This window comes from Limnohabitans sp. TEGF004, from assembly GCF_027924965.1.
Classification (GTDB): domain Bacteria; phylum Pseudomonadota; class Gammaproteobacteria; order Burkholderiales; family Burkholderiaceae_C; genus Limnohabitans.
This window is the reverse complement of sequence record NZ_AP027056.1, coordinates 1,489,450-1,516,076: the sequence shown is the minus strand read 5'-3', so window position 1 is coordinate 1,516,076 and position 26,627 is coordinate 1,489,450. Positions and strand designations below refer to the sequence as shown.

Genomic DNA, 26,627 nt, shown 5'->3' with positions numbered 1-26,627 from the left:
GATGAAGATTCGAAATAAATTTCAGAATTGGCTTTTGCAAGAAGACCTCAATTTTTTACTCACCAACCGAATTCCACGCATCACGCTGACGCGCTTCATGGGGTGGTGGAGTCAGTTGCGCCATCCTTGGATTGTCAAAAGCTCCATTGCTGTGTGGCGTTGGTTCACCGATTTGGATTTGAGCGAATCCAAGCAGCAAACATTTGCCAGCTTGCATGAATGCTTCACGCGTGAACTGCGACCAGGCTTGCGCCCCATTGATGCGGATCCGGCCGTGATGACTTCACCGTGCGACTGCATCGTGGGGGCATGTGGCGAAATTCGTGACGGCATGGTCTTTCAAGCCAAGGGCTTTCCGTACACCTTAGACAGCTTGCTGAGTTCTGCGGAGCTGGTGCAACGCTGGCCCCGCTTGTTAGAAGGCGGCACATTTGTCACCATGCGCTTGACCAGCAGCATGTACCACCGCTTTCATGCGCCTAGTGATGCGCATTTGAGCCAAGTGACGTACATCTCGGGGGATACATGGAACGTCAACCCGATTGCTTTGACGCGTGTGAAAGAGTTGTTTTGTAAAAATGAGCGTGCTGTTTTACAGATGGAAACGGGCAGTGGCATGCCGTTCTTGATCGTGCCTGTTGCAGCGGTGCTTGTTGCCAGCATGCGTTTTCATGCGGTGGATGTGCTGTTGAACCTTCGCTACAAAGGGCCAAACGACATCCCATGTGACGCGAACTACGTCAAAGGACAAGAGATGGGGTGGTTTGAACACGGCTCGACCATCTTGGTCTTTGTGCCACCAGGTTTTGCCTTGGCGAATGGGATAGAAAATGGCAAACGCATTCGCATGGGAGAGCCGTTACTCCAAGTGCTTTGAGGCTTATGGAAGGATGAACATGCAAGCCATTGCGGCCATGAGCATCATTCCTAAGCCACAGGCCATGCGGTGACCGTAACCTCGGCTACCGCTCACATACGATAAAAATATTTTCGAAGTGGCACTCGAGGCCAAGATCGCCATGACACCCCATCGTGCATAAGCAGATTGAATCGGGTCCTGATGACTGAGTTGCGCAATGCTCACTGCCGCTGCATGAATTTCAACCAATCCCACAAGGGTGGATGTGACGAAGGTGCCCGAATCACCCATGAGGTCTCTGAGCCAAGCAGAGCAAAGCGTGACAGCACTGATCGTGATGGCGATGACCAAGGCGTGCGTTGCTTTGAATGCGTGATGGGTCGATGGCAGTGACACTCCCTCTTGGGTTGGTGTGTGATGTATGAGGTACCCAGAAAATAAAATTAAGGCCGTGCATCCTGCGACGAGTGGCCACTTGATGGAGAGCATCAACTCTGGGCCGCTGGCCGCAAGCACCAACGTGAACAGAAGGAGTGAGGACAGGGTAGAAAGCAATGCTGAGGCGCTTGCGATCGCGTCAAGCTCAGGGTTTTCATGTGCTTTTCGTGCGTAGGTTGCGACAGCCACCGTGGAGGAAATGAAGCCCGTGAAAAACCCAGCCAGTGGCAAGCCCCAGCGCACACCCGACGCACGCATACAAACGTGAGCCACGATGCCAACGCTCATGATCAACACAACAATCTTCCACATGGCATATGGGTTGAGCGCATGCCACGGATCAATTGCTGTGGTCGGTAAAAGAGGCAGAACCACCAAGGCGGAAGCGCACAGCATCAGCGCATCTTCCAATTCATGTTCAGTCAATATTTCTTGACTGAAGCGTCGCAATGGTTTTTTGACAAACAGCAAACACGCCACAACAACGCCGATGGCTGCAGATAACGAGGCATCTTGCATGGCAAGCCCCGACAGAACCAGGGTGAGAAGCAGCGCAAATTCACCCGTCATCCCTGGGTCTTGCTGCGCCGAATGCCGATAACCCATGGCAATCAACACACCTGTGATGAGCAAGGCGATGACAAACGTCGTTGGCCCGATGCTGAAGGTGAGGGCGCCCAATAAACCCACGATCGCATGTGTGCGTACACCTGCTTTCATCACGCCCGGTTTGTGCAAACGTTCGCGAACCGTGCCAATCAACATGCCAATGCCTAGGGCTGTCAGCAGGCCAATGAGTGATGCATTCCAATTCATCTGCGTATCTTAATGAGTGCGTGAATGGATGTGAATTAACGTAATCGTCATAAATGTCACACTTTTGTCACGATAAATTGTCATACTCAATTGCAGTTAGACAGGTAAAAAAATGACGACAGTTGCCACTGGCAAAGAGCCGCACACACACAAGACTTCAAAGATTCAATGGCTAGACCGTGATTTGAGTTTGCTCGCCTTCAATGAGCGTGTGCTCGATTGGGCAAAGCGAGCCGATGTGCCCTTGCTCGAGCGCTTGCGCTACTTGTGCATCGTGTCCTCCAACCTCGATGAGTTCTTTGAAGTGCGCGCCGCGCTGCACCACAGTGTCGAGCATCCCAAAGCCCCTCTAGATGCCGCCGGTACACATGCACAGCACTCACTCAGCAAAGTGGCGCATGCTTTGGTGGAAGAGCAATACACGCTGTACAACGATGTGCTCATGCCTGCGTTTGCCAAAGAAGGGGTGCGCATCTTGTCGCATGGCGAGCGCACGTTGGCGCAGCACCAGTGGGTGAAATCCTTTTTTGAGCGTGAAGTGCGCCCCTTGCTGTTGCCTGTGGGTTTAGACCCTGCACACCCTTTTCCGCAAGTGGCCAACAAGTCGCTCAACTTCATCGTGCGTTTGTCGGGCAAAGATGCGTTTGGTCGTGACAATGAAATTGCGATTGTCAAAGTGCCACGCAGTTTGCCGCGCCTCATTCCATTGCCAGAAAAACTTTCGGGTAAACGTCAACTGTTTGTGTCGATTTCCAGCGTGATTCGTGCGCATTTGAAAGACCTGTTTCCGGGGCGCGATGTGGGGCAGTTTTCACAGTTCCGTGTCACGCGCCATTCGGATTTGTCGGTAGACGAAGAAGACGTGAAGAACCTTCGCACGGCACTGCGCAAGGGATTGGTACATCGCAATTACGGACAGGCTGTGCGCTTGGAGGTGTCTTCAGGTTGTTCAGAGCATTTGTCTGAATTTTTGTTGAAACAGTTTGAGTTGCCGCACTCAGCCCTGTACCGTGTGCATGGGCCTGTGAACTTGGTGCGTTTGAATCAGTTGATTGATTTGGTGGACAACCCCAAGTGGTTGTTTCCGCGTTACAACGCCAGCTACCCGCAACAGATGGTGACCAGCGGTTCCATTTTTGACCGCTTGCAAAGTGGCGATGTGATGATTCACCAGCCCTATGAAAGCTTTGATGGGGTGCTGGCCTTTTTGCGTGAAGCTGTGCGCGACCCCGATGTGTTGGCCATCAAGCAAACCATTTACCGCACCGGTGCCGATTCAAGCCTGATGGAGTTGCTACGCGAAGCGGTGCAGCGCGGCAAAGAGGTGACGGTGGTGGTGGAGCTCAAGGCGCGCTTTGACGAAGAGGCCAACATCAACTGGGCTGAGAAGTTGGAATACATCGGTGCACAAGTGGTGTACGGTGTGGTGGGTTTGAAGACCCATGCCAAGATGCTCTTGGTCACGCGCCGCGAAGGTCGCAGCATTCGCCGCTACGCCCATTTGTCCACGGGTAACTACAACCCACGCACGGCCAAGCTCTATACCGACTTGAGCCACATCACCTGCGATCCCAAGCTCACGCAAGACGTGGAGAGTGTGTTTAACCTGCTGGCCAATCAAAGCAAGATTCCGCGCTTGAACAAGCTGATGATTGCGCCATTCCAGTTGCAACGCAGCTTGATCGACAAGGTCGAGAAAACAGCGCAAGCCGCTGCGCAAGGTGTGGCCAGCCGCATCATCTTGAAGATGAACACGCTCACCGATGAAAAGCTGATGGAAGCGCTGGTGCATGCCGGACAGGCCGGGGTACAGATTGATTTGATCATTCGTGGTGCGTGCATGTTGCCCGCGCAGCGCCCGGGTGTGACTGACAACATCCGTGTGCGCTCCATCATTGGTCGCTTCTTAGAACATTCGCGCGTGTTTTATTTCCGCACTGGCAATGACGAGTCTTTGTATTTGTCGAGCGCCGATTGGATGAATCGCAACATGTTGCGCAGGGTTGAGTTGGCATGGCCCGTGGAAGATGCGGCCTTGCGCCAACGTGTGATTGACGAGTGTTTGGTGGCTTATCTGCACGACAACGTGGACGCATGGAGCTTGAATGCCGATGGGCAGTACACGCGTGTGCAAGTGGCTAAACCGAAACGCACCTCGACCAGAACGGCTCAACCTACAGCATCTGTGCCATTGCACGGGGCGCAAGCCGCACTGATGGCGCTGTATGCGGCTAAGCCGTGAGGCCGTGAACGAAAGGCAAACCATGGATTTGATTTTGTGGCGTCACGCAGAAGCAGAAGTTGCTCCAGAAGGGGGTGACGACTTATCGCGCTCACTCACCAAAAAAGGCGAGCGTCAAGCCATGCGAATGGCTGCGTGGTTAGACCGTCATTTGCCAGAAGGCACCCGGGTGTTGGTCAGCCCTTCACGGCGCACCCAGCAAACGGTGGCGCCTTTGGGACGTAAATTCAAATTGCGCGATGAATTGGTGCCTGAAACATCCGTGGAGGATGTGCTGCACCTTTTGAAGTGGCACCCTGAAACTGGGCCGCAACTCAAAGGCCCAGTGCTGTTGGTCGGACATCAGCCCTATTTGGGTGAGCTAGTGGCCAAGCTACTGGGAATGCACGAGCACACATGCCCTGTGCGCAAGGGCGGTGTGTGGTGGCTGCGCACCCGCCTACGCGACGGTCAACCCCAAACGGTGTTGCTGACCGTCGCCTGTCCAGAACTTACTTCGAGTTCTTGGGACGACCGGTCTTGATGGTCGGCACGTTGTTCAAAGCAGCTTTGAACTGAATGTCGCTCATGGCGGCGAGGGCTTTGACGCCAGCACGCAGCAATTCGCTTTTCTTCACAGCTTGACCGAGTTTGCCAGCGCGAACCTTCAGGCTGTCAACCACCACGTATTCATCTTTAGGAATAGTGAAGCTGTCGCGCACCAGCTTTGGCTTTTTGACTTTGGCAGGTTTGACGGCTTTGACTGGCTTTGCTGGTTGAGGTGTGGCCACTTTCACTGGGGCTTTTTTGACCGCAGTTTTACGCACAGGCTTTGTAGCCGCTTTTTTCACCACGGGTTTTTTCACTGCGGGCTTCTTGGTGGCGGGTGTTGTGGCAGCGCGTGACTTCACGGCAGCTTGAACGATGGTTTTCTGAGCGGTGGTACTCACTGTTTTTTCCTTGTGAATTAAAAGAATAAACAGTTTATACCGTTTAAATTAAAACGCCTACTGTCATATATGTCATGGTTTCGTCACAAACTCAAACCCCCATGGTGCTTTGGCCCACGATGCACTTTCTTGTCTGAGTAAGTGGGCCGACTGTGGATAGTCTTGTGCCCAGGAGGCGGAGGCTGTCAGTGTGATGCGATGCTTGTGTTCATCACAGTCCAAGCGCAGTGCCAAATGCTCTGGGTCTTTGCGTGCGTGGCACAGAATCAGGCTCACACGCAAAGCCATCAGCATCTTGGCGAATTGGTCCTCTTGCAATTCATCTTCAAGCTTTTTCAATTTGCCGCGTTGGCCCAGCACCAGCAAACCTAAGCGGTGTAGTTCTGGCATGCCAAAGCCCAATAAGTCAGCGTTGTCCAAGATGTAAGCGCCGTGCTTGTGGTAATCGCTGTGTGAGATGGCCACGCCCACTTCATGCAGTTGTGCGGCCCAGCTCAGCTTGCGGCACAAGCGCTCTAGTGTGTCAGCGTCGTTGTCTTTGGGTTTGACGTGCATCTGTTGCAACAGATGCACCGCCACACGGCCAACGCGCAGGCCTTGGGCGTTGTCTACCGCGAACTTCGTTGCCAAGCGTTGGATAGATAAATCGCGGGTGTCGGTGTCGTGGTCTTCACGCTCCACCATGTCAAACAACACGCCGTGTCGCAAAGCGCCTTGTGCCACATGCAAGGTCTTCACTTGCAGCAAGTTCATCAAAGCACGCAGCACGCTCACGCCGCCGCCAATCACTGCGCGACGGTCGTCTTTGAGGCCTTCGAGTTGCACCTTGTGGGCCAGGCCAGCGCGCACCAAACACTTCACCAGCCAGTCCAAACCCTCTAAGCTGATTTCGTTTTCAGGAAAACCGGCCAAAGCCAAAATGTCCGCCACCGCACCCACAGTGCCCGATGCGCCATAGGCCTTTTGCCATTGGGTGCGTGGGTAGGTGGAGAGGGCTTCTTCCAGCACGGCTTGTGCGGCAATTTCGGCTTTTTTGAATGCTTGCTCGGTGAATTCCCCTGTGGGGAAATACTTCATCGACCACGCGACGCTGCCCACGCGGAACGAGGCAGTTTCGGTGGCTTCCAAGCCTTGGCCCAACACCAACTCGGTCGAGCGTCCGCCAATGTCGACCACCAGGCGGCGCTCGTTGCTGCTGGGCAGCATGTGGGCCACGCCTTGGTAAATCAGACGGGCCTCTTCGGTGCCTGCAATCACCTCGATGGGGAAGCCCAAAATTTCGCAACCCTTTTTCAAAAAGGCTTCACGGTTTTTGGCTTCGCGCAGGGTTTGTGTCGCCACGGCGCGCACCTGTGATTTTTTGAAACCCGACAAGCGTTCGGCGAACCGAGCCAAGCAATCCCAGCCGCGCTGCATGGCTTCGTCGGTGAGGTTGCGATCAGCGTCTAAACCATTGCCTTGTCGCACGGTTTCTTTGAGGTAGGCCACACGTTGAATTTGTCCGTGGTCGTAGCGACCGATTTCAAGGCGAAAGCTGTTAGAGCCCAAATCAATCGCTGCGAGGAGTGTGCCGTGTTTCATAAAAACAATATTACCGTTTATTTGTGACGAAAATATGTCACAGCTTTGTCATGAACGGGGCTTAAAGTTTGCATCACTTCCTTCACTGAGGCTGCTATGAATACCTTTGACGAAAACGACCAACGCAACCATCCTCGTCCGGATGACACAGATTTCAGCCACATGGTGAACACGCTGTTGAGCCGCCGCCAGCTACTGGGCGCAGCAGGGGCGGGCATGGGCTTGTTCTTGGGCGGCCAAGGTTTGGCGCAAGCTGCCAACGTCGGCAAGAACGTAGGCCCACGCATCGGCTTCGCGCCGATTGCTGCTAATTCTTTGGACACCATCACCGTGCCTGCAGGCTACCAATGGCGCGTGTTGGCGTCGTGGGGTGACGCCATCCTGCCCGGTGGCACGGCGTTTGACCCAGCCACGCGCGGCACAGCCATCAGCCAAGGCTTGTCCATCGGCGACAACAACGATGGCATGAGCTTTTTCAGCTTGGGCGCAGACCATGGCGTGATTGCGGTCAACAACGAATACGCCAACTACGAATACCTGTTTGTCAACGGTCGCTGCAGCAGCATCGAAGACACACGCAAGGCCCAAGCTGCCCACGGTGTGAGCGTGTTTGAAGTGCATCGCGTGGGCGGTGTGTGGAAGTTGCAACCTCAGGCTCGCCTGAACCGTCGCATCACGGCCAACACCGAAATGCGTTTGAGCGGCCCCGCCGCAGGCAGCGCTTTGTTGAAGACCCAAGCCGACCCCACAGGCACCGTGGCCTTGGGCACGTTCAACAACTGCGCCAATGGCCGCACGCCATGGGGCACGTACTTGACCTGCGAAGAAAACTTCAACGGTTACTTTGGCACTGCCGAGACCTTGTCCGACAACGCAGCTTTCAAACGCTATGGCATCAGCGCCAAAGGTGCGGGTTTGAACTGGCATCCCTTTGATGGTCGATTCGATTTGGCCAAGAACCCCAACGAACCCAACCGCTTTGGTTGGGTGGTTGAGATTGACCCGATGGACCCCACCAGCACCCCCATCAAGCGCACGGCCTTGGGCCGCGTCAAACATGAGAACGCCGAAGTGGTGGTGAATGCCGACGGCCATGTGGTGGTCTACATGGGGGACGATGAAAAGGGCGAACACATTTACAAATTTGTCTCGGCCAAAAAGTTCGATGCCAAGAATCCAAAAGCCAATCGCGATTTGCTGGACGAAGGCACCTTGTACGTAGCGCGCTTCACCACGGTGGACGGCCAAGCGCAAGGCGAGGGCGAATGGCTAGAGTTGACCCACGGCAAAAATGGCTTGACGGCAGAGGCGGGTTTCAAAGACCAAGCCGAGGTGTTGGTCCACACGCGTTTGGCTGCCACCGTGGTGGGCGCCACCACCATGGACCGTCCTGAGTGGATAGCTGTGCATCCCACACAAGCGCAGGTGTACGTGACCCTCACCAACAACAGCGACCGAGGCACCAAGCCCAACCAAGCGGTGAACGGACCCAACCCACGGGCCAAAAACGTGTACGGCCAAATCGTGCGTTGGACGCCTAAGGGCAACGACCACACGGCCAACTCATTCACGTGGGACATCTTTGCCTTGGCAGGTAACCCCACGCTGCACAAAGACGCCTATGCAGGCTCGGCCAACATCACGCCTGACAACATGTTCAACAGCCCTGATGGTTTGGCCTTTGACCGCGATGGCCGTTTGTGGATTCAAACCGATGGCGACTACAGCAACGCCAAAGCCTTTGCGGGCATGGGCAACAACCAAATGTTGTGTGCCAACCCTGTGACGGGTGACATCCAACGTTTCTTGGTGGGGCCAGTGGCGTGTGAAATCACAGGCATTGCGTTCACGCCTGACCAGAAAACGATGTTTGTGGGCATTCAACACCCCGGTGAAAAGTTGGTGCCTTCGCACTTCCCGCAGGGGGGCGATGCGGTGCCGCGTTCATCCATCATCGCCATCTCACGCCGCGATGGCGGCGTGGTGGGCGGTTAAAGCTTTACGCGTTTCAGTGGCTCAAGGCCTCTAGCTCGGCGCACACCTGTGCCAAGCTAGGGCGCTGGGCGGGTGTGTCGTGCAAGCACTGCTGCGCGATTTTTTTCAAAGTTTGAAATTGCTTAGTCTGTGATGAAGGCGTCACTGCGTTGGCTTCTGCCTGCGCATGAATGGACGTGGCATCGCATTGCTCAGCCAGTTCTTCTAGCAAACAACCCAACGCACGCACTTCGAGTTTTTCCAAACCTTGTGCGAGTGCTGCATCGTTCACATCAAAGAACGCCGCTGCACCAAAGTCGCTCAGCAGCGCATCACCTTCTGCGGTGTGCAAGATGTTGTGCGCGTACAAGTCGCCGTGCACGATGCCGCGCGTGTGCAAGTGCTGCGTGGCGGATGTCATGCCAATGGCCATGCGCAGTGTGGCGTGCCAGCTCATGCGTTTGCCATTCGGGTACACATCGCGTGTGCAGCTCTCAAGGCTAGGTGGTCCTGCGAGGTTGCCAAACTCTGGCGCAATCAGGGGCATGACCAAGGCTTGTTGGTTGGCTGGATGCTCGGTCACCCGTGCCATGGCCGACACCACATGCGGATGCGCACCTGCGTGCATGCACGCCGCCATTTCGCAGTCGGGCAAGCCATCGCTGGTGACGGCGCCTTTGAATAGCTTCACCGCTACGGTTAGCTCACTTTCGTCTGTGCGCAGCGTGGCTTGATGAATCACACCTGAAGCACCTTCGCCTAGTTGGTGTTGCACACGCAGGCGCGGCCATTCAATGTGAGGTGTGGGCGCATTGGCCAAAGCGCGTGCTTCTAGTGCGTGTGTGAATGGGTTGCCCGCAAACGCCAACCATGTGAGACGCGGCATGTGCAACAACCAATCTGGCAACTCTGTCAGTTGATTGGCTGAAATGCGCAGCAACTCTAGGCGTGTGCAGTGGGCCAGTTCAGAGGGCAAGTGACGCAGCTGGTTGCCTGCCAGCATCAGCTTTTGCATGTGCGTGCATTGCCCAATCTCAGCAGGCAATTCAGTCAGCGCGTTGTCGGTCAGGATGAGCCAACGCAGCAGTGGTGGCAAAGCCTTGGGCGACACGTGTGCGATGCGGTTGGCTTTGAAGCCCACCATGCTGAGCTGCTGACATTGGCCCAGCACTTCGGGCAATTCGGTGAAGGGGTTGTCCGAGCAAAAAATCACGCGCAGCTTATGTAGGCGTGGCAGATCGTCGGGCAGGGTGCTGAGTTGGTTGCCCGATAAATCTAAGATTTCCAGCGAGTCGGCCAACTCAAAAATTTCACGTGGAAATTCGGTTAGGCCACAGCGCAGTTGCAGGCGTGTGATGCCTGCCAGTTCGCCGCTTCGCAGTTGTTCAAGGGTGTGCATGTTTTAAAGAGGAATGAGCTTGACGGTCAAACCCACCAAAGCGCAAAAGGTGATGACTTCCATCACGCTGCGTTTGTATTTGAACAAGGCCACTGCCGCCGCGATGGCAATGAGTGCCGAGCGCACATCCAACGCGCCTGCAAAACCTTCGGGCCACAACAGGTGGTAGCCAAAGAACAAAGCGAGGTTGAGCACCACGCCCACCACAGCTGCGGTGATGGCGGTGAGGGGCGCGGTGAATTTGAGGTTGCGGTGCGTGCTCTCGACCAAGGGACCGCCTGCCAAGATGAAGATGAACGAGGGCAAGAACGTGAACCACGTCACGAGGCACGCGGCCAATGCGCCTGCGGCCAACAAGCTCTCAGGCCCGAGCAAGGCTTTGACATAGCCACCGATGAAGGCCACAAAGGCCACCACCATGATGAGTGGACCCGGTGTGGTTTCGCCCAAGGCCAAGCCGTCCATCATTTGCGTGGGCGTGACCCAGCCAAACTGACCCACCGCACCTTGGTACACATAGGGCAACACGGCATACGCGCCACCGAAGGTGAGCAAGGCCGCTTTGGTGAAGAACCAGCCCATTTGCGTGAAGCCGTGTTCCCAACCGAACACCGCACACAGCACGCCCATGGGTAGAGCCCACAGCAAGGCGCCTGCCAACAACACTTGCGCCAAACCTGCAAAGCTGAAATGCGCGTGTGCAGGTGGTGGCGTGTGGTCGTCAATCAAAGCCGGGCCATAAGAAGCGTTGGCAGCACCATGACCACCCCCTGTTTGAAAGGTGTGTGGCGACACGCGGCCGCCCACATAACCTACAGCAGCGGCCACACCCACGATGAAAGGGAAGGGCACATCCAGCGCAAAGATGGCCACAAACGATGCCGCAGCGATGGCCCACAAAGTGTTGTTCTTCAAAGCACGCGAGCCAATGCGATGCGCCGCTTGCACCACGATGGCCGTGACCGCAGGCTTGATGCCAAAGAACAAACCGGCCACCCAAGGCACATCACCGAAGGCGATGTACACCCACGAGAGCGCAATCAAGATGGCCAATGACGGCAACACAAACAACGCGCCCGCCACCACACCGCCCCAGCGCTTGTGCATGAGCCAGCCGATGTACGTGACCAGCTGTTGGGCCTCTGGGCCGGGCAACACCATGCAGTAGTTGAGCGCGTGCAAAAACCGTCGCTCTGATAACCAACGGCGGCGCTCCACCAGCTCTTGATGCAGGATGGCAATTTGTCCCGCAGGCCCACCAAAGCTAATGAAACCGAGCTTGAGCCAAAACCAAAAGGCTTCGGCCATGCTCACGGCAGCTGGTGCTACTTGTTCAGTTGCATCTTTTGTTGTGGGTGTGTCGTGTGAGGTTTGGGGCATGGGCGGGCGATTAAGAGTGTCGTTATGTGCAATGCGTCAGCTCAGGCTTTCGGCTTGAACCGTGTGGCATCTAAAAACTTGGCCAGTCGCGCCTCAATAGGCAAGGGCTCGCCATGCCATTGTGCGGCCAGCAATTCGCCGCACAGCAAGCCCAGCGTCAAACCGCGCGAGCCCATGGCCGCATTCATGTACAAGCCCTCGGGTGTGTTGGGCACGCGGCCTGTCATGGGTAAGCGGTCATGCACGCCACAGCGCATACCAGCCCAGCCATGCACACGTGGGGCTTCTGAGCCAACGGTGGCAAACAAGGGGGCGAGTGCGGCCGCGGTGTCCGGCTCTAAAGCTCGCAAGCGTTCTAAGTTTTCTGCGTGGTCGGCATCGAGCAAGCGCGCGTCGCCGTTGATGCGGTCATACGTGGCTCCGGTGTACCAAGCGGGGCCATCGGGCGAGGTGATGTCGTGCACAAAACTGCCATTGCCGTTCACGGGTGTGGCGGGCATGTACGAACCTGCGGGCACATCGGCCATTAAGCCCCAAGACACTTGGCCGCGCAGTGGGTTGATGCGTGGGGCACTGCCATCTTCAGTGGCGGTGGCAATCAGCGCTGCAGAGCCAGGGCCTGCGGCCAACACCACGCGTGATGATTCAGCCAGTACCTTGCCGTCTTCAAGCACTTGCCATTTGGAAGCGTTGGTGTTTTCAACTGGCGTGACGCATTGCAAAGCGTCCACTTTGGCGTGGCCTTGCCAACGAATGTTCGGGTGGTCGAGCAAGGCACGCACCAATTGCGCAGGTCTGAGCCACGCGCCGTGTGGGTGCCAGTACGCATCGTCAGGGGCGGGCAGTGGTGCTTTGTGTGTCCAGTCGTTCGCGGTGTGGGCGTGTTCGTGGAGCCAGCTCAGTGGCACACCGCCGCGTCGGGTTTTGCCGGGCAGGCGGCGTTCGCGCACACCGGTGCAGCCCCAATCCACGCCTTCGGTCAGCAGCCCGCGCATGGTTTGTTCCATCAGCCGCAAGCCCGCACGCGAGAGGCGTGACACGCCGCTGTCGTCATGCGAGGTGTGTGGCGCCACCACGCCCACGGGCAAGCCTGATGCGCCGGATGCGGGTTCGTTACCTGCTTCGAGCACCGTCACTTGCCAGCCGCGTTCTGCCAATGCGCGTGCGGTGCCTGCGCCTGCAATGCCTGAGCCAATGATGGTGACCGTTCGTTCATCCAACGTAGGCGCATCGACAGGGGGGATGCACGGACCTATGGGATATGCGTGCAGTACTTCGGCAAACTCGGGCCATGCGTCGTGTGGACCTATGCAGAGGGTCAGCATCAAGCGAGCATCGCGGTCGTGCCAGAAATGGTCGTTGGGGACCGTTTCAACGCTTGGATCAAGCTGGGTCTTCGAGTGTGTGTGGCGTGCAAATCGCAAGCGGTGTATGCCGGGCAACAAACCCCAGAATTGCTCAGCCAGCTGTTGGGCGAGGGGCAACAGTTCGGGGTGTGATGCAGCGGCACTGAGCAGTGCATCCGCTTGTAAAGGCTGAACCGTGTGCGCCACCACATGTAAGTGCGTAGGGCGTGCATCATCAGCCGTCCAGCTGTGCCACAGACGTAGAAAAGCCAGCTCGTCAAAGCTGGCTTGGGTGTGGCACCAGCTACTAAAGCCGTGCCATGCGTTCTCGCTGACCACGCAGGGTTGCGTTGAATGCGGAGCGATTAAGCGCTTGGTGGTACGTAGCCTTGCACGGCGTCCGCGCCGTCGCCAAAGAAATGTTTTTCCATTTGGCGCTTGAGGTATTCACGGGCGCGCAGGTCGGCCAAGTTCAAACGGTTTTCGTTCACCAACATGGTTTGTTGCTTGATCCAATCAGCCCACGCTTGCTTGCTGACGCTTTCCCAAATGCGCTTGCCCAGCTCGCCTGGGTACGGTGGCAAATCGAGGCCCTCTGCTTCGGTGCCGAGTTTGATGCATTGAACGGTGCGTGACATGTGATGTGCTTCTCTGTGATCAGGGTTAAAAACTTCAGGCGAGACTGTAGCAATATTTAAATCACCCTGAAATGGTGGGTGCCATCGCGGGCCAGCTGTTCGACCAAACCAAATTCCCAGTCGAGGTAGCCCTGCATGGCTTCCACTGGGTTGTTGGTGCCCTCGTAGGGACGGCGGTAGCGGTCCACGCGCTCCACGGCCATTTGGTGGTCGCCGGTTTGAAGTTTGCCCCCTGCGGCGAGCCATGCGGCATTGCCGCCTTCAAGCCACACCACCTCAATGCCTGCTTTGACAGCCGCTTGCACATCGGCTGCGGCAAAGCGTGACACGCTGCCGTTTTGGCAGGTCAGCACATAGCGGTGGCCTTTGTGCGCGGCAGCGAGCGAGTCTTTGAGCTGCGTGCGCAGCATCCACCATGCGCTGTGGATGTGGCCTTGGATGTATTGTGCGCTGGTGCTGAAGTCGAGCACCACGGTGTGGCTGTTGCGGTCGGCCAACCAAGCTTTGACTTTGGCCACATCGACAGCGGGCAGTTTGCCTTGCGGGTCTGGCAAGCGCAAAGGCGGCACGTCGGTGTGTTTGAAGTCTTCAGCGGTGAGGCTTGCCACCACATAAACCTCCCAACCCATTTGGGCTAACCACGAGGCAGACATGTTGGCGCGCGTGCCGTCGGTGTCGCACAGCACCAAGCGCGCGCCGCGCACGGCGGCTTGGTGGTCGGTCTCTTGCACCAGTTGGCCGCCTGGGGCGCTGCGTGCACCGGCCACATGGCCTGCTGCGTATTCTTCGGGTGTGCGCACATCAAAGAAATACGTGGTCCGTGTGGGGTCGGCCAACCATGTGTTGAGCTCATCCAAACGCACGCGTTTCACACCGGCGCGCATGGCCACCGCAAATGCGCTGGCAGCGGCTTTGGCTCGGGTGGCGTCGTCCACCTCGGGGAAATGATCGCTCGCACCTTTGACCAGCTCTTGGCCTGCCAAGGTCCAACCAATCGTGCCGTTGCGCAGGGCGCTCACGGGGTTGGGAATGCCTGAGTTGATGAGCGACTGCGTACCAATGATGCTGCGCGTGCGGCCCGCACAGTTCACGATGATGCGCGTGGTGGCATTGGGCGCGAGTGCGCGCGCACGCAATACCAGCTCGGCCCCAGGCACGCTGATGCCGCTGGGAATGCTCATGGTTTGGTACTCGTCAAAACGGCGTGCGTCCATCACCACCACATTGGCTTTGGCATCGATGAGGGCTTTGACTTCTTGCGCGGAGAGCGACGGCGTGTGACGCTTGGATTCGACCAACTCACCAAACGATTTGCTGGGCACGTTGACATCGCGGAACACTTCGCCGCCTGCGTCTTGCCAGCCTTGGAGGCCACCGCTGAGCAAATGCACATTCGTGTAGCCCATGCGTTTCAAGGTGCGGGCAGCGGGCAGGGCGAGGTCGTCGCCATTGAAGGCCGTGCCGTACACCACGATGAAGGTGTCTAGGCGCGGGATGCGTGTCCAGGCATCGGCTTCGATGCGGCCCAGTGGCAGGTTGGCCGCGAACAGCGGGTGGCATTGGGCGAAAGGGTCTTCCTCACGCACGTCGAGGATGGCGATTTCTTGACGTTGCAAGAGGGTTTCGCGAATGCGGGCGTAAGCAGCGAGGGGAAATTCAAGTGGCGCTTCAACCTTGGCATTGCTGTAGCCAGAAATGAAATCTTTCACCGTGCCATCTTCATGAAACACATGGCGGCTGACCTCGCCAATGTTGGCGCCATACACATGGATGCTGATGGAAGTTTGGTCGGCGAATGCATTCCACACGCGGTGCACATCGCCAATGGTGGGCGACACGGCTTCGACATGGCCGGGCTCTAAACGGGTTGGCTCGCCGCTGGGCTGCCATTTGCCGTGTGCGTTTTTGGCAAAGTGTTGGCATAGCTCGGCACCGCGCAGCATGCCAATCATGCCCCACACGGTGTGGTCGTGGATGGGCGTGGCTTGGCCTGGGCCCCACACAAAGCTCACCACTGAAAAGCGGTCATCGGGGTCGGCGTAGAGTAAAAACTGTTGGTAACGCTCGGGGTTGAGCTGGGCGTATTCTTCAGGTAGCCAATCGTCGTGTGCCACCAACTCGGCCAACAGCGGTTTGCCACTCGCCAAAATGGCGGCTTCGTCGGTGGTGCTTTTGAGCAGTGCGTCGAGTTGGTTGACGAAGTTGTGTAAACGGGGTGTATCAGCGAGCGGTGGTGTACGTAAAGTCATGGCGTGTCTTTGGTTTTTTGGCGCTTGGGCCATTGCCACCATTGTTTCACAGCGACAATTGAATCTAGTCCTTTTGGAGACCGATGTGCACGTAGAACTTTTGAATCACCCTCGCCGTGTTTGGCTTTGCATTGCCCTGACCTGTTTGGGTTTGTTGTCGTTCGGCATGTATTTGCAGCATGTGGTGGGCTTGGAGCCTTGCCCCATGTGCATCGTGCAGCGCTATGTGATGGTGTTGATGGGTTTGGTGGCTTTGCTGGGTGCGGTTTTGTCGGGCCGTACCGCATCGTTGACGGTCGGCAGTGTGTTGGTGTTGTTGGCTGGTGGCGGTGCTTATGTGGCGGCCCGCCAAACTTGGTTGCAGTGGTACCCGCCCGAGGTGGTGTCATGTGGCCGTGACTTCTACGGCATGATCGAAACCTTCCCGCTGCAACGTGCCATCCCCATGATTTTTAAGGGCGGTGGTGATTGCTCAAACGTGGATTGGACTTTCTTGGGGGGCTCGATTGCCAACTGGTCGTTTGTGGCGTTTGTGGGGTTGGGGTTGTTGGCCTTGGCCGCCTTCATCCGCTTGCTGTCTCAGCCTGCGCCGAGCATCAGAGACGCCAGCGACTCCAGCGACTCCAGCGAAGGCGTGACACCCTGAGCTGACAATAAAAAACGGGGCTTGTGAGCCCCGTTTTTTATGCCAGCTTCTTCACCAAGACCAAACTCCTGCGGTCGGTGTTGTATTTGCGTTTGCGTGCCTCGGGCAACCAGTCGGGATCAACCTGTACAAAGCCGCGTTTCAAGAACCAGTGCTTGGTGCGCGTGGTCAACACAAAAATGCTCTTGAGGCCTTTGTTGCGCGCGCGTTGTTCGATGCGCTTCAACACCTTCTCGCCATCGCCTTGACCTTGCGATTGGGGGGACACAGTCAGTGCCGCCATCTCTGCCGTTTGGGCTTCAGGGTAGGGGTAGAGCGCCGCGCAGGCGAAGATCACGCCGTCATGTTCGATGACGGTGTATTGGCCCACGTCGCGTTCAATCTCGTTGCGGTCACGCTTGACCAAGGTGCCGTCTTTTTCAAACGGCTCAATCAGTTGCAAGATGCCGCCCACGTCTTCATGTGTGGCTTCGCGCAGGCTCTCCAGCTTCTCGTCCACCACCATGGTGCCGATGCCGTCATGCATATACACCTCTAGCAGCAGCGAGCCATCCACCGCGAACGGCAAGATGTGGCTGCGCTCCACGCCCGTCTCGCAAGCCTTCACGCAATGCTGCAAGTAAAACGCGATGTCAGAGGGGTCTGTGGTGTGGGGCAGGGTGGCCAGCAGTTGTTTGGCGGCGTCCAACGGCAGTTCGGTGTCGATGGGGTTGTCTTCGCTTTCGGGCTCCATGGGGCGAATGCGAATGCCCGGTGTCTCCGTCACAAACAGCAGTTTGTCAGCTTGCAAAGCGGTGGCCACCGATGTGGCCACTTCTTCCATGGTCAGGTTGAACGCTTCGCCCGTGGGCGAGAAGCCAAACGGCGAGATGAGCACCATCGAACCCGAGGCGAGGGTTTGGGTGATGCCCGCCACGTCAACCTTGCGCACGAGGCCCGAGTGTTGAAAGTCCACCCCGTCCAAGATACCCACAGGGCGAGCGGTGATGAAGTTGCCTGAAATCACGCGCACCGTGGCGCCGGCCATGGGCGTGTTGGGCAAGGCCTGGCTGAACGCGGCTTCAATTTCAAAGCGCAGTTGGCCTGCTGCCTCTTGCGCGCAGTCGAGGGCCACGCCGTCGGTGATGCGCATGCCGTGTGAGTAGTGGGGCACATGGCCTTTGGCGGCCAGCTGTTCGTTCACCTGTGGGCGAAAGCCGTGGACCAGCACAATGCGAACGCCCATGCTTTGGATGAGCGCCAAGTCTTGCGCCAAGTTGGGCAGCTTGCCTGCAGCAATGGCCTCGCCCGCGATGCCGACGACAAAGGTCTTGCCGCGATGCATGTGGATATACGGCGCGACCGAACGGAACCAAGGCACAAAAGTGAAGTCAAAAACGGCGGACATGTGGGCTGGTTTGTGGCGTGTAAAGGGTTGAGCGTTCTCGGTGTGAGCCGGACGGGGATAATTGCGGATTGTCACCCAAGTTAGCGCCTGTTTTGTCTACCCTAAGCCCCCAGTCTTTCCCGTTCAAGATTGAATTTCCAGAATCGTTGCCCGTCTCGGCCAGGCGCGAAGAAATCATGGCCGCCATGCAGGCGCATCAGGTCATCATCGTGTGCGGCGAAACTGGCTCGGGCAAAACCACGCAACTGCCCAAAATGGCGCTCGCTCTGGGGCGCGGACAAGGCAGGGAGCTTGGCCCCAACTCCAAGCCTGGTCAGCGCAAACAAATCATCGGCCACACCCAGCCCCGCCGCATTGCCGCCAGCTCGGTGGCCAAGCGCATTGCCGAAGAGCTCAAAACCCCGCTGGGCGACGTGGTGGGTTTCAAGGTGCGCTTCCAAGACCGCCTGAGCAAAGACGCGTCGGTCAAGCTGATGACCGACGGCATTTTGCTGGCCGAGACGCAAAACGACCCGCTGCTCAAAGCCTACGACACCATCATCATTGACGAGGCTCACGAGCGCAGCCTGAACATTGACTTTTTGCTGGGCTATTTGCGCGAAATCTTGCCGCGCAGGCCTGACCTGAAAATCATCGTCACCTCGGCCACGATTGATGCCGATCGCTTTGCGCAGCACTTTGCTTCAGCCAAAGGGCCAGCGCCGGTACTGATGGTTTCGGGCCGCACCTTCCCCGTCGAGATGCGCTACCGCCCGTTTGAAGAAAAGCGCGACTACGACCTGAACAACGCCATTGCCGACGGCGTGGACGAGCTGTGGAGCAACCCATCGCAGCAGGGTGACATCTTGGTGTTCTTGCCGGGCGAGCGCGAAATTCGAGAAGCGGCAGACCACCTGCGTGCCCACCTGAGTCACAGCCCCGTCATGCGCAGCGCTGAAGTGCTGCCCTTGTTTGCGAGGCTTTCAACTGCTGAGCAAGACCGTGTGTTTGACACACGTGGTGGCCGTCGCATTGTGCTGGCCACCAACGTGGCCGAAACCTCACTCACCGTGCCTGGCATTCGCTATGTGATTGATGCAGGCACGGCACGCGTCAAGCGCTACAGCTGGCGCAGCAAGGTGGAGCAGTTGATGGTGGAGCCCATCAGTCAAGCCGCAGCCAACCAACGCGCAGGCCGTTGCGGCCGTGTGGCCAACGGCATTTGCATTCGCTTGTATGACGAGGTGGATTTCAACGGTCGAACCAAATTTACCGACCCCGAAATTTTGCGTTCATCGTTGGCCGGTGTGATCTTGCGAATGAAGTCGCTGCACCTCGGTAACGTGGAGCAGTTTCCGTTTCTCGAAGCGCCGCGCCCCAAAGCGATTGCCGATGGCTACCAGTTGCTGAGCGAACTCGGCGCAGTGGATGACGACAACGAACTCACGCCCATGGGTAGTGAGCTGTCGCGCCTGCCACTCGACCCCCGCGTGGGCCGCATGATTTTGGAAGCACGTGAACGTAACGCTTTGGACGAAGTGCTCATCATTGCCTCGGCCCTGAGCGTGCAAGACGTGCGCGACCGCCCGATGGAAGCGCAAGCAGCGGCTGACCAAGCACACGCCAAGTTTGACGACGACCGCAGCGAGTTCAGCGGCTACCTCAACCTGTGGAAGTGGCTAGAAAATTCGCGCGGTGGTAAGCCGCATTTGCCTGCCAGCATGAAGCAGCAAATTGCGGTAAAGCAGCCGCAAAGCAAGCAGGGCGCAGTGAAGGTGGGCATGACGGGCGTGCCGACCGAGCACAAGCTGAGCAACCGCCAATACGAAGCGCTGCTGCGCCAAAACTTTATCAACGTGCGCCGCGTGCGCGAGTGGCGCGACACGCACACCCAGCTGCTGACGGTGGTGACCGAACACAAATGGCGCATCAACACCTTGCCCGCCAGCTACGAGCAATTGCACTTGTCGATGTTGGCAGGTTTGCTGGGCAACGTGGGCTGCAAACTCGAGGATGACGAAGCGTATCTGGGTGCTCGCGGCATCAAGTTTTATCGCCATCCCGGCGCACACTTGCGCAAGAAACCGGGCCGCTGGATTGTGGTGGCCGAGTTGGTGGAAACCACGCGCTTGTTTGGCCGAGGCATTGCCGCTATGGAGCCACAGTGGCTAGAGCAGGTGGGCGGCCATCTGCTGAAAAAACAATTGCTCGACCCGCATTGGGAAAAGAAAGCGGGCGAAGTCAAAGCGTTAGAGCGTGCCACTCTGTATGGCTTGGTGGTCTACAACGGCCGCCGTGTGAGTTACAGCAAAGTCGATATGGTGGGTGCGCGCGAAATTTTTATTCGCGAAGCATTGGTGGCGGGCGAGCTTGACACCAAGCTGCAATTCCTTGCGGCCAACCAAAAGCTCATCGCGCAAGTGGAAGAGCTAGAACATAAATCGCGCCGTCAAGACGTGTTGGTGGACGATGCGTTGATCTACGCGTTTTACGACCAGCAGCTGCCCACCGATGTGTGCAGCTTGGTCACGCTGGAGCATTGGTATCGCGAAGAAGTCAAACGTCAGCCCAAGCTCTTGTGCCTGAGTCGTGAAGAGTTGATGCGCCACCAAGCGGCTGGCATCACCACGCAGGCATTTCCCAAAACATTGCGCATGGGCGGCGTGGACTGCTCGGCTGACTATTTGCATGAGCCTGGTGACGCCAAAGACGGCCTGACCGTGACTGTGCCGCTGTTTGTGTTGAACCAAGTGAGCGAAGAACGCGCTGAGTGGTTGGTGCCGGGCATGCTGAACCAAAAAATTCACGCCTTGCTCAAAACCTTGCACCAGCGGCCTCGCTCGCGCCTAGTGCCGCTGCCTGAGAGTGCGGCGCGTTTGACCGAGGCTTTGTCGTCAGACACGGTGTTTGGCGCTGGTCCATTGGTGGATGCTTTGCTAAAGCTGGTGCGTGATGCCACGCAAGTGGATGTGAAGCGTGCGGACTTTAAGGTGGACATGTTGCCGCCGCATTTGTTCATGAACTTCCGTGTGGTGGATGAGCATGGGCGGCAGTTGGGGCATGGGCGCAATTTGGGTGCTTTGAAGGCTGAGCTGGGTAGCCAAGCGCGGGGGGCGTTTCAGGCGTTGGCTGCGCTTAAAGGTGTGGGCACACTAAGCTCTGGTGTCGTCGTTGAAGGGGCTGCGGCGTCGGCTGATGGAGAGCAGCGGGCTCCTCATGCCTCACAGAAATCGTCACCCGCTGCTCTCCATCAGCCGACACCTTCTGGTCGTGGTGCGTCTGTTGCTCGTTCTGCCGCTTCTTCTCCTGCGGATCAGCGTTACACCAGCTGGACTTTTGGTGAACTGCCTGAGCTGATGGAAATCACCAAAGGCAAACAAACCCTCATTGGTTTTCCGGCGTTGGTGGATGTGGGTGACGCCGTGTGCATTGAAGTGTTTGACGAGCCCGAAGTAGCGGCCACCAAACACCGTGCGGGCTTGCGTCGTTTGTTTTCCATTCAAATCAAAGACGCGCTCAAGTACCTTGAGAAGAACTTGCCCGACCTGCAAAAAATGTCGGTCGCGTACATGAGCTTGGGCACTTCGGATGAGCTCAAACAACAAATACTGGATGTGGCTTTGGACCGCGCCTTCTTGCTCGACCCATTACCTACCAGTGAGGCTGATTTCAAACGCCGCCTGGAAGAAGGCCGTGGCCGACTGACGCTGATCGCCAACGAAATAGCACGCTTAGCCAGCACCGTGCTGACCGAGTTTGCAGCCGCTAGTCGTAAAGTGAAAGACACCAAAATCAGCCCCGACAGCGTGGCTGACGCTGCGCAACAGTTGCAACGCTTGGTGGGCAAACGCTTCATCGCCGACACACCCTACACACAGCTGCAGCACTTTGCGCGTTACCTCAAAGCCGTGGTGCTGCGCCTAGACAAACTGCGCGCCGATGCGGCACGCGATGCCACCAAACTGGCTGAACTCAAACCGCTGGACCAAAAGTATTGGCGCTTGGTGGCCGAGCGCAAAGGTGTGACCGATGCGCGCATGCAAGAGTTCAGGTGGCTACTGGAAGAGCTGCGCGTGAGCTTCTTCGCGCAAGAGCTGCGCACGCCCCAGCCGGTCAGTGTGAAGCGGCTGGATAAGGCTTGGCAGCAGTTGAGTTATTGAGACCAATGATGTGGCATTGTTAATTTTTGCCACTGTGGCGATGCTCTAAGTTTTTAACATGCTCTAGGTCTATTTCTCGGCTAACTGCAAGACGCGCTGTTTCTATTCGACCAACGCAGAACTGCAAGCGGTTTACTGACATTGCTTCATCGACGTGGTTTCGCAGATATTTAATCAGTTCAGAGGCGGTGAACACACCAGGTGGAATGTCAGTTTTGAATTTGGCGTTCCCTGTAAAAACTACCAAAGACTGAACGCAACTTGATGGCAAAAAATCGAGGATGTTTTTTACTGCTTCGACATGCCGCATGTTTTGAAAAATTGGATTTTGGAATTTGAATTTTTGGCGATACAGAACCTGTGTCCAAGTCGCTTGTTTTGCATTTGCAAATATCCAACCGTTGTAATGCTTCGTCTCTATGACGAACACACCAAAGCGAGATACCAAAATATGGTCAATTTGCGTCGTTCCGTCCTTGAGTTTCAAGGTAATGTGGTTCAGCAGGTGATAGTCTGGGCCATTGAAATTTGATTGAAGCTCACGGGAAACGAGCGCCTCTCCTCTGTTTTGAAAAGTAGACGTTCGGTAGCGAGCGTGGAAGCGCCCAAGTGCATAGCTAATTGCAAGCGCAAGTGCGATAACTAAATACAGTTTGGAGGTCATTTATTTAGAGTGGCTTCAACTTCAACAATGCGCATATTCAGTGCAAAGCAGCCAACGCCGCCTCAGGTGCTTTGTCCAGCACTTTAAGCAGCGCCTTGGCCGCGCCAGTTGGGCTGCGCTTACCCTGTTCCCAGTTGCGGATTGTTTCCAGCGACACATCAATGCGTGTGGCAAATTCGGCTTGGCTAAAGCCCAAGCGGCGGCGCACGCGGCGGGCAAACTTCGCTGCGTCTTGCATGGCTGCAGAATCGTCTTCAGCTGCATGCTGTGCAATTTGTGTTTCAGTGGTGGCGTCAAGCTTGGCCGTGTTGACCCTGCCCACGCGCTTTGCGCTGGGAATGTTGGGTTCAATCTTCATGCGTACCGTTTTCATAGTGCTTGGCCTCTCGTGCATTAGCTTTGCGAGCTGAGATGATGCGTGTGGCTTGCGGGCGAGGGGTGTAGACCACCACAAATATCCGCGAGTCGATTGCGCCTAGCAACTGAAAGCGCTCTTCGCCGTAGCTGTGCCTCATGTCTGCGCGGATGAGGCGGTTCGGGTCAAAGAAGGCTTGGGCTGCGTAGGCAAAGTCAAAACCGCGTTCGTCAAAACAAGCCTCGTTTTTGATTTCATCCCACTCGAAATTCATGGTAAGTGTAGGCCATTGGCCGACCTTTGGCAATCTTCCCAAATTTGCTTTGGGCTAGGTCGGTTTGAGGGCCGTTTGTCATTGAACAGGCTAGGGGTTGTAACCGTGCGTGGTGTCTAACTTTGTAAGCGGCTATGACGTATCTCGCTCACACACCTGCCGCAGTGCGCTTGAGCTTACCCCCGCATCGCCCCCGTCTTGGCCAGCACCGACAAAGCATCCCAAAACGGCACAGGCGGTTTGCGGTTCTTGGGGGCATTGGCCAGCACATAGCGGCTGCCTGCAGGTAGCAGGTGCAGTTGAAGCCCGAGCATTTCGAGTTTGTCGCCGTCTTCGGCTTTGTCAAAGTTGCTGCGCATGCGGCGCGGGTCGACCAGCGTGACGGCGCCGCGGCCCACAATTTCTACCGATTGATTGGGCTCAATGACCAAGGCCGTGTCTTCGTCAATGCCTACGCCCAAAAGGTCGGGGCGTTGTGCCAAGGCCGAGAGCAAGCGGCTCAGGCGATGGCGCTGCGAGAAGTGTTGGTCCACGATGGCGTTGGGCATGAAGCTCAGACCGATGTCCATGGACACCACGTCTTTTTGTGGTGAAGGTGTGGGCGCGCCTTCGGCCAGCATGTGGCGCGACATCACCGCAGCGCCTGCGCTGGTGCCTGCAATGCAGGTGCCGTTCAAGTGAAACGCACGGTGCATGGCTTGTGCGGCAGGTGACTCCCACAGGCATTGCATGAGTCGGTTTTGGTCGCCCCCTGTGATGAAGATGCCATCGGCTTCGGCCAACATGTTGACCACGTTGGGTTCTGAGGCTTCGTCGCGGGTGAGCATGGGCACCACCTCGCAGTTGAGTGCGCCTAGGTCTTGAAACACAGCTTGGTAACTGGCCCACACGATGTCGGGCACGCCGCTCGCGGCATTGATGACACGAATTTTGGCGTTGGGGCCGCCGCTGAGTTCAAGAAACTTGCGCAGGATGATGCGATCTTGTTTGCGGTCTTCCGCCCCGCCAATGATGACCAGGCGGCCCTGTGTTTTGATGGTTTGTGCAGCAAGGCTCAAGGGCAAAGAGCTGGCGGTCAGCAGGGCCAGTTGACCCAGTTTGCTCAGCCACTCACGTCGGTGCATGGTGTTCATACAGGTTTCAGCGCAGATGTGATGAGCGCGCACAAGTCGGCTTGTTCGCGCTCAGGTTGAAACAGCGCGGCCCGCGTTTGGCAGGCGTGCGTGAGTTTGGCCAATAAACCATCTGTTTGATTTTGGGTTTGCCTGCATTCGCGCAGCAGAGCGGCCAGTTGTTGGGCGTTGCCGGGTTCAAAGTAACCGGGGTAGTCAGTGCCCAACATGCCCACATTGCCCGACACGCGTGAGGCCAACACAGGTGTGCCACTTAACACCGCTTCCATGATGACGTGTGCGCCGCCTTCGATGCGGCTGGTGTGTACCAACACATGGGCACGTTGAATGCTGCGACGCGTTGGCACAGAGGGCATCTCATTCAGCCAGCGGTAGTGCGGGCATTGGCTGGCGGTTTGTTGGGCTTGCGTGGCCAAAGTGGGGTCAAGTGAACGGCCAATGTGGTCTATAAAAATGGCGTCATCCGCTTGCAGCGCTTGTGCGGCTTGCCAGAGCACTTGCGGCGATTTTTCATCGCGCAAATGTCCCACCATGACCGCACGCAAATGCGCTTGGGTTTTGTTGGCGGGGGGCAAGGGTGTGCTGGATTGATAGATGACGTGCGCTTTGTGGCGCAGCGCTTCGGGCAAAGCTTGCAGACCTTGCTCTTGCAGCACAACCAAATGGGTGGCTAGCTGCAATGAGCGTTGGGCGTCGGCATCGTGCTGGATGTCTTGGTACAAGTCTGTGCCTGTCAGGACCAACACCAAGGGGTGCGTGGGGTGCGCATGTGCCCATGCGGCCACCGAGGGGGCAGAGCGACGCGCGTGCAAGGCCACCAACACATCGGCAGTGATGTCGGCGGGCTTGCTGTCGGGCCAGACCGGGCTGATGCGCGTCTGAAAAGTTGTAGACAACATGCGAGCCCAGCGTTGGGCGGTTTGCCAGTTGCCGTTGTTGGCATCGGCTAACGCGGGCGTGACGAGGCAGATTTTGGTCTTTGGCGTGTGTGTAGGTTTAGGCATGCAGGGCTTACAGACGCGCCAAACGACCGAGGGCGAGCTTCAAGGTCTCATCCTTTTTGGCGAAGCAAAAGCGCACCACGCGTTGGTCAAAGCCATCGGCGTAAAAGGCCGACAGAGGAATAGCGGCCACACCAATTTCAGAGGTGAGCCACTTGCAGAAGTCAGCTTCGCTCAGGTCTTTCTCAGGCACACCCAATTTGTCGATGCGCACGCACTGAAAGTAGCTGCCTTCAGAAGGCAACAACTCAAACTTGGTTTGGGCCAAACCTTGGCGAAACAAGTCGCGCTTGGCGGCGTAGAAGGCAGGCAGTTGTAAGTAGGGCTGTGGGTCTTTGAGGAAGGCAGCCAAACCGTGTTGCACCGGTGTGTTGACGGTGAATACGTTGAACTGGTGCACCTTGCGGAACTCGGCGCTGTAGGCCGCAGGTGCTGCGACGTAGCCAATTTTCCATCCCGTGACGTGGAATGTTTTGCCAAAGCTCGACACGATGAAGGCACGCTCTGCCAAGCCGGGAAAGCTAGAAGCACTCAGGTGCTTCAGTGGTGCGTAGACCATATGCTCGTACACCTCGTCGCTGATGAGCACGATATTGGTAGGTGCGAGCAACTCTTGAAGCTTGAGCATTTCCTCGCGCGTCCACACGGTGGCGCTGGGATTGTGCGGGCTGTTGACGATGATCGCGCGGGTCTTGGGCGTGATGACCGCTGCGATTTTGTCGAAGTCGGGGCGGAAGGTGCCGGGGGTGAGCGGCACGCGCACGGCCACGCCGCCCGCCATGTCGATGTTGGGGATGTAGCTGTCGTAGCAGGGCTCAAGCACGATCACTTCGTCACCCGCACGCACCACCGCCAAGATGATGCTGAGGATGGCTTGTGTCGCACCCGCCGTGATGGTGATTTCGTTGGTGGCGTCGTAGCGGTATTGGTAAAGCGACTCAATCTTGTCAGCCACGGCTTCGCGCAGCGCGGGCACGCCGGTCATGGGCGGGTATTGGTTGAGGCCGTGGGTCATGGCGTCGTTCACGCAGGCCACGAGCTTGGGGTCGCAGTCAAAGTCGGGGAAGCCTTGGCCGAGGTTGACGGCGTTTTTCTCAGTGGCCAAAGCCGACATGACCGTGAAGATGGTGGTGCCGATTTTGGGGAACTTGGTGTCGAGGTGCGGTGTGGTCATGTT

21 protein-coding genes and 1 pseudogene are annotated in these 26,627 nt (G+C 57.1%); 6 read left to right on the top strand and 16 right to left on the bottom strand.

Annotated features, from left to right (window positions below; translation table 11 throughout):
* The first annotated feature begins 34 nt into the window (after window positions 1-34).
* Entirely contained in the window at window positions 35-877 is an 843-nt protein-coding gene (gene asd / locus LINBF2_RS07125) for an archaetidylserine decarboxylase (protein WP_281887798.1), read from the top strand.
* Between the two features lie 3 nt (window positions 878-880).
* On the opposite strand, the gene LINBF2_RS07120 is transcribed toward asd, so the two are convergent.
* Complete coding sequence (locus LINBF2_RS07120; RefSeq protein ID WP_281887797.1) at window positions 881-2,113, bottom strand: DUF4010 domain-containing protein; 1,233 nt, start codon at window positions 2,111-2,113, stop codon at window positions 881-883.
* Window positions 2,114-2,225: 112 nt separating this feature from the next.
* Here LINBF2_RS07120 and ppk1 point away from each other — a divergent pair, with 112 nt between their 5' ends.
* Window positions 2,226-4,355, top strand: coding sequence for a polyphosphate kinase 1 (gene ppk1 / locus LINBF2_RS07115; protein ID WP_281887796.1), 2,130 nt, complete (start codon window positions 2,226-2,228; stop codon window positions 4,353-4,355).
* A gap of 22 nt (window positions 4,356-4,377) precedes the next feature.
* Window positions 4,378-4,878 carry a histidine phosphatase family protein gene (locus tag LINBF2_RS07110; RefSeq protein WP_104797805.1) on the top strand — a complete coding sequence of 167 codons (501 nt, stop codon included), beginning with the start codon at window positions 4,378-4,380 and terminating at the stop codon, window positions 4,876-4,878.
* Here the strand turns inward: LINBF2_RS07110 and LINBF2_RS07105 are convergent.
* Both LINBF2_RS07105 and ppx read right to left on the bottom strand, forming a co-directional pair.
* The gene (locus LINBF2_RS07105) at window positions 4,847-5,284 is read right to left on the bottom strand and encodes a hypothetical protein (RefSeq protein WP_236657739.1); all 438 of its coding nucleotides are present in this window, start codon (window positions 5,282-5,284) and stop codon (window positions 4,847-4,849) included. The genes LINBF2_RS07110 and LINBF2_RS07105 overlap by 32 nt on opposite strands.
* 72 nt (window positions 5,285-5,356) lie before the next feature.
* The gene (gene ppx, locus LINBF2_RS07100; RefSeq protein ID WP_281887792.1) at window positions 5,357-6,865 is read right to left on the bottom strand and encodes an exopolyphosphatase; all 1,509 of its coding nucleotides are present in this window, start codon (window positions 6,863-6,865) and stop codon (window positions 5,357-5,359) included.
* Window positions 6,866-6,961: 96 nt separating this feature from the next.
* On the opposite strand from ppx, the gene LINBF2_RS07095 reads away from it, so the two are divergent.
* Window positions 6,962-8,860 (top strand): PhoX family phosphatase, encoded by a 1,899-nt coding sequence (locus tag LINBF2_RS07095; RefSeq protein WP_281887790.1) that lies wholly within the window; start codon window positions 6,962-6,964, stop codon window positions 8,858-8,860.
* A gap of 13 nt (window positions 8,861-8,873) precedes the next feature.
* Here the strand turns inward: LINBF2_RS07095 and LINBF2_RS07090 are convergent, their stop codons facing one another.
* The 6 genes and pseudogenes from LINBF2_RS07090 to LINBF2_RS07065 all read right to left on the bottom strand — a co-directional run.
* Entirely contained in the window at window positions 8,874-10,238 is a 1,365-nt protein-coding gene (locus LINBF2_RS07090; protein WP_281887788.1) for a leucine-rich repeat-containing protein kinase family protein, read from the bottom strand.
* 3 nt (window positions 10,239-10,241) lie between these two features.
* Window positions 10,242-11,546: a chromate efflux transporter gene (gene chrA, locus LINBF2_RS07085; RefSeq protein WP_348773716.1), complete on the bottom strand. Its 1,305-nt coding sequence runs from the start codon at window positions 11,544-11,546 to the stop codon at window positions 10,242-10,244.
* A 113-nt stretch (window positions 11,547-11,659) separates the two neighbouring features.
* On the bottom strand, window positions 11,660-13,303 hold the full coding sequence (gene mnmC / locus LINBF2_RS07080; RefSeq protein WP_281887785.1) for an FAD-dependent 5-carboxymethylaminomethyl-2-thiouridine(34) oxidoreductase MnmC: 1,644 nt from the start codon (window positions 13,301-13,303) through the stop codon (window positions 11,660-11,662).
* Between the two features lie 26 nt (window positions 13,304-13,329).
* Entirely contained in the window at window positions 13,330-13,602 is a 273-nt protein-coding gene (locus LINBF2_RS07075; RefSeq protein WP_104797267.1) for an oxidative damage protection protein, read from the bottom strand.
* A gap of 56 nt (window positions 13,603-13,658) precedes the next feature.
* Window positions 13,659-15,233, bottom strand: coding sequence for a rhodanese-like domain-containing protein (locus LINBF2_RS07070; RefSeq protein WP_281891301.1), 1,575 nt, complete (start codon window positions 15,231-15,233; stop codon window positions 13,659-13,661).
* Between the two features lie 135 nt (window positions 15,234-15,368).
* Window positions 15,369-15,851, bottom strand: a pseudogene (locus LINBF2_RS07065) (cysteine dioxygenase); the annotation flags it as partial.
* Window positions 15,852-15,936: 85 nt separating this feature from the next.
* Between LINBF2_RS07065 and LINBF2_RS07060 the strand changes: the two are divergent.
* On the top strand, window positions 15,937-16,497 hold the full coding sequence (locus LINBF2_RS07060) for a disulfide bond formation protein B (RefSeq protein WP_281887783.1): 561 nt from the start codon (window positions 15,937-15,939) through the stop codon (window positions 16,495-16,497).
* A 37-nt stretch (window positions 16,498-16,534) separates the two neighbouring features.
* Here LINBF2_RS07060 and argA read toward each other — a convergent pair whose 3' ends face one another.
* On the bottom strand, window positions 16,535-17,884 hold the full coding sequence (gene argA, locus LINBF2_RS07055; protein ID WP_281887781.1) for an amino-acid N-acetyltransferase: 1,350 nt from the start codon (window positions 17,882-17,884) through the stop codon (window positions 16,535-16,537).
* 68 nt (window positions 17,885-17,952) lie between these two features.
* On the opposite strand from argA, the gene hrpA reads away from it, so the two are divergent.
* Window positions 17,953-22,023 carry an ATP-dependent RNA helicase HrpA gene (gene hrpA, locus LINBF2_RS07050; protein WP_348773703.1) on the top strand — a complete coding sequence of 1,357 codons (4,071 nt, stop codon included), beginning with the start codon at window positions 17,953-17,955 and terminating at the stop codon, window positions 22,021-22,023.
* Window positions 22,024-22,042: 19 nt separating this feature from the next.
* Here the strand turns inward: hrpA and LINBF2_RS07045 are convergent, their stop codons facing one another.
* The 6 genes from LINBF2_RS07045 to LINBF2_RS07020 form a co-directional block, all read right to left on the bottom strand.
* Window positions 22,043-22,687 carry a nuclease-related domain-containing protein gene (locus tag LINBF2_RS07045; RefSeq protein ID WP_281887779.1) on the bottom strand — a complete coding sequence of 215 codons (645 nt, stop codon included), beginning with the start codon at window positions 22,685-22,687 and terminating at the stop codon, window positions 22,043-22,045.
* A 37-nt stretch (window positions 22,688-22,724) separates the two neighbouring features.
* A complete protein-coding gene (locus LINBF2_RS07040) occupies window positions 22,725-23,060 on the bottom strand; it encodes a helix-turn-helix domain-containing protein (RefSeq protein WP_281887777.1) in 336 nt (111 codons plus the stop codon).
* A complete protein-coding gene (locus LINBF2_RS07035) occupies window positions 23,035-23,316 on the bottom strand; it encodes a BrnT family toxin (RefSeq protein WP_281887775.1) in 282 nt (93 codons plus the stop codon). Before LINBF2_RS07035 ends, LINBF2_RS07040 begins: the two co-directional genes overlap by 26 nt.
* A gap of 176 nt (window positions 23,317-23,492) precedes the next feature.
* Window positions 23,493-24,449, bottom strand: coding sequence for a cyanophycinase (locus tag LINBF2_RS07030; RefSeq protein WP_104797278.1), 957 nt, complete (start codon window positions 24,447-24,449; stop codon window positions 23,493-23,495).
* Window positions 24,446-25,453, bottom strand: a complete 1,008-nt coding sequence (gene senB / locus LINBF2_RS07025; RefSeq protein WP_104797279.1) for a selenoneine biosynthesis selenosugar synthase SenB — start codon at window positions 25,451-25,453, stop codon at window positions 24,446-24,448. Before senB ends, LINBF2_RS07030 begins: the two co-directional genes overlap by 4 nt.
* 7 nt (window positions 25,454-25,460) lie before the next feature.
* Window positions 25,461-26,624, bottom strand: coding sequence for a pyridoxal phosphate-dependent aminotransferase (locus LINBF2_RS07020; RefSeq protein WP_281887771.1), 1,164 nt, complete (start codon window positions 26,622-26,624; stop codon window positions 25,461-25,463).
* Window positions 26,625-26,627 lie beyond the last annotated feature (3 nt).

What these genes read in the sequence shown, in the direction of transcription:
- LINBF2_RS07095 (WP_281887790.1), top strand. Translation starts at nt 6,962, where the DNA reads ATGAATACCTTTGACGAAAACGACCAACGCAACCATCCTCGTCCGGAT.
- LINBF2_RS07035 (WP_281887775.1), bottom strand. Translation starts at nt 23,316, where the DNA reads ATGAATTTCGAGTGGGATGAAATCAAAAACGAGGCTTGTTTTGACGAA.
- LINBF2_RS07040 (WP_281887777.1), bottom strand. Translation starts at nt 23,060, where the DNA reads ATGAAAACGGTACGCATGAAGATTGAACCCAACATTCCCAGCGCAAAG.
- ppk1 (WP_281887796.1), top strand. Translation starts at nt 2,226, where the DNA reads ATGACGACAGTTGCCACTGGCAAAGAGCCGCACACACACAAGACTTCA.
- chrA (WP_348773716.1), bottom strand. Translation starts at nt 11,546, where the DNA reads ATGGCCGAAGCCTTTTGGTTTTGGCTCAAGCTCGGTTTCATTAGCTTT.
- LINBF2_RS07090 (WP_281887788.1), bottom strand. Translation starts at nt 10,238, where the DNA reads ATGCACACCCTTGAACAACTGCGAAGCGGCGAACTGGCAGGCATCACA.
- LINBF2_RS07110 (WP_104797805.1), top strand. Translation starts at nt 4,378, where the DNA reads ATGGATTTGATTTTGTGGCGTCACGCAGAAGCAGAAGTTGCTCCAGAA.
- LINBF2_RS07030 (WP_104797278.1), bottom strand. Translation starts at nt 24,449, where the DNA reads ATGAACACCATGCACCGACGTGAGTGGCTGAGCAAACTGGGTCAACTG.
- senB (WP_104797279.1), bottom strand. Translation starts at nt 25,453, where the DNA reads ATGCCTAAACCTACACACACGCCAAAGACCAAAATCTGCCTCGTCACG.
- LINBF2_RS07120 (WP_281887797.1), bottom strand. Translation starts at nt 2,113, where the DNA reads ATGAATTGGAATGCATCACTCATTGGCCTGCTGACAGCCCTAGGCATT.
- ppx (WP_281887792.1), bottom strand. Translation starts at nt 6,865, where the DNA reads ATGAAACACGGCACACTCCTCGCAGCGATTGATTTGGGCTCTAACAGC.
- LINBF2_RS07045 (WP_281887779.1), bottom strand. Translation starts at nt 22,687, where the DNA reads ATGACCTCCAAACTGTATTTAGTTATCGCACTTGCGCTTGCAATTAGC.
- LINBF2_RS07075 (WP_104797267.1), bottom strand. Translation starts at nt 13,602, where the DNA reads ATGTCACGCACCGTTCAATGCATCAAACTCGGCACCGAAGCAGAGGGC.
- argA (WP_281887781.1), bottom strand. Translation starts at nt 17,884, where the DNA reads ATGTCCGCCGTTTTTGACTTCACTTTTGTGCCTTGGTTCCGTTCGGTC.
- LINBF2_RS07020 (WP_281887771.1), bottom strand. Translation starts at nt 26,624, where the DNA reads ATGACCACACCGCACCTCGACACCAAGTTCCCCAAAATCGGCACCACC.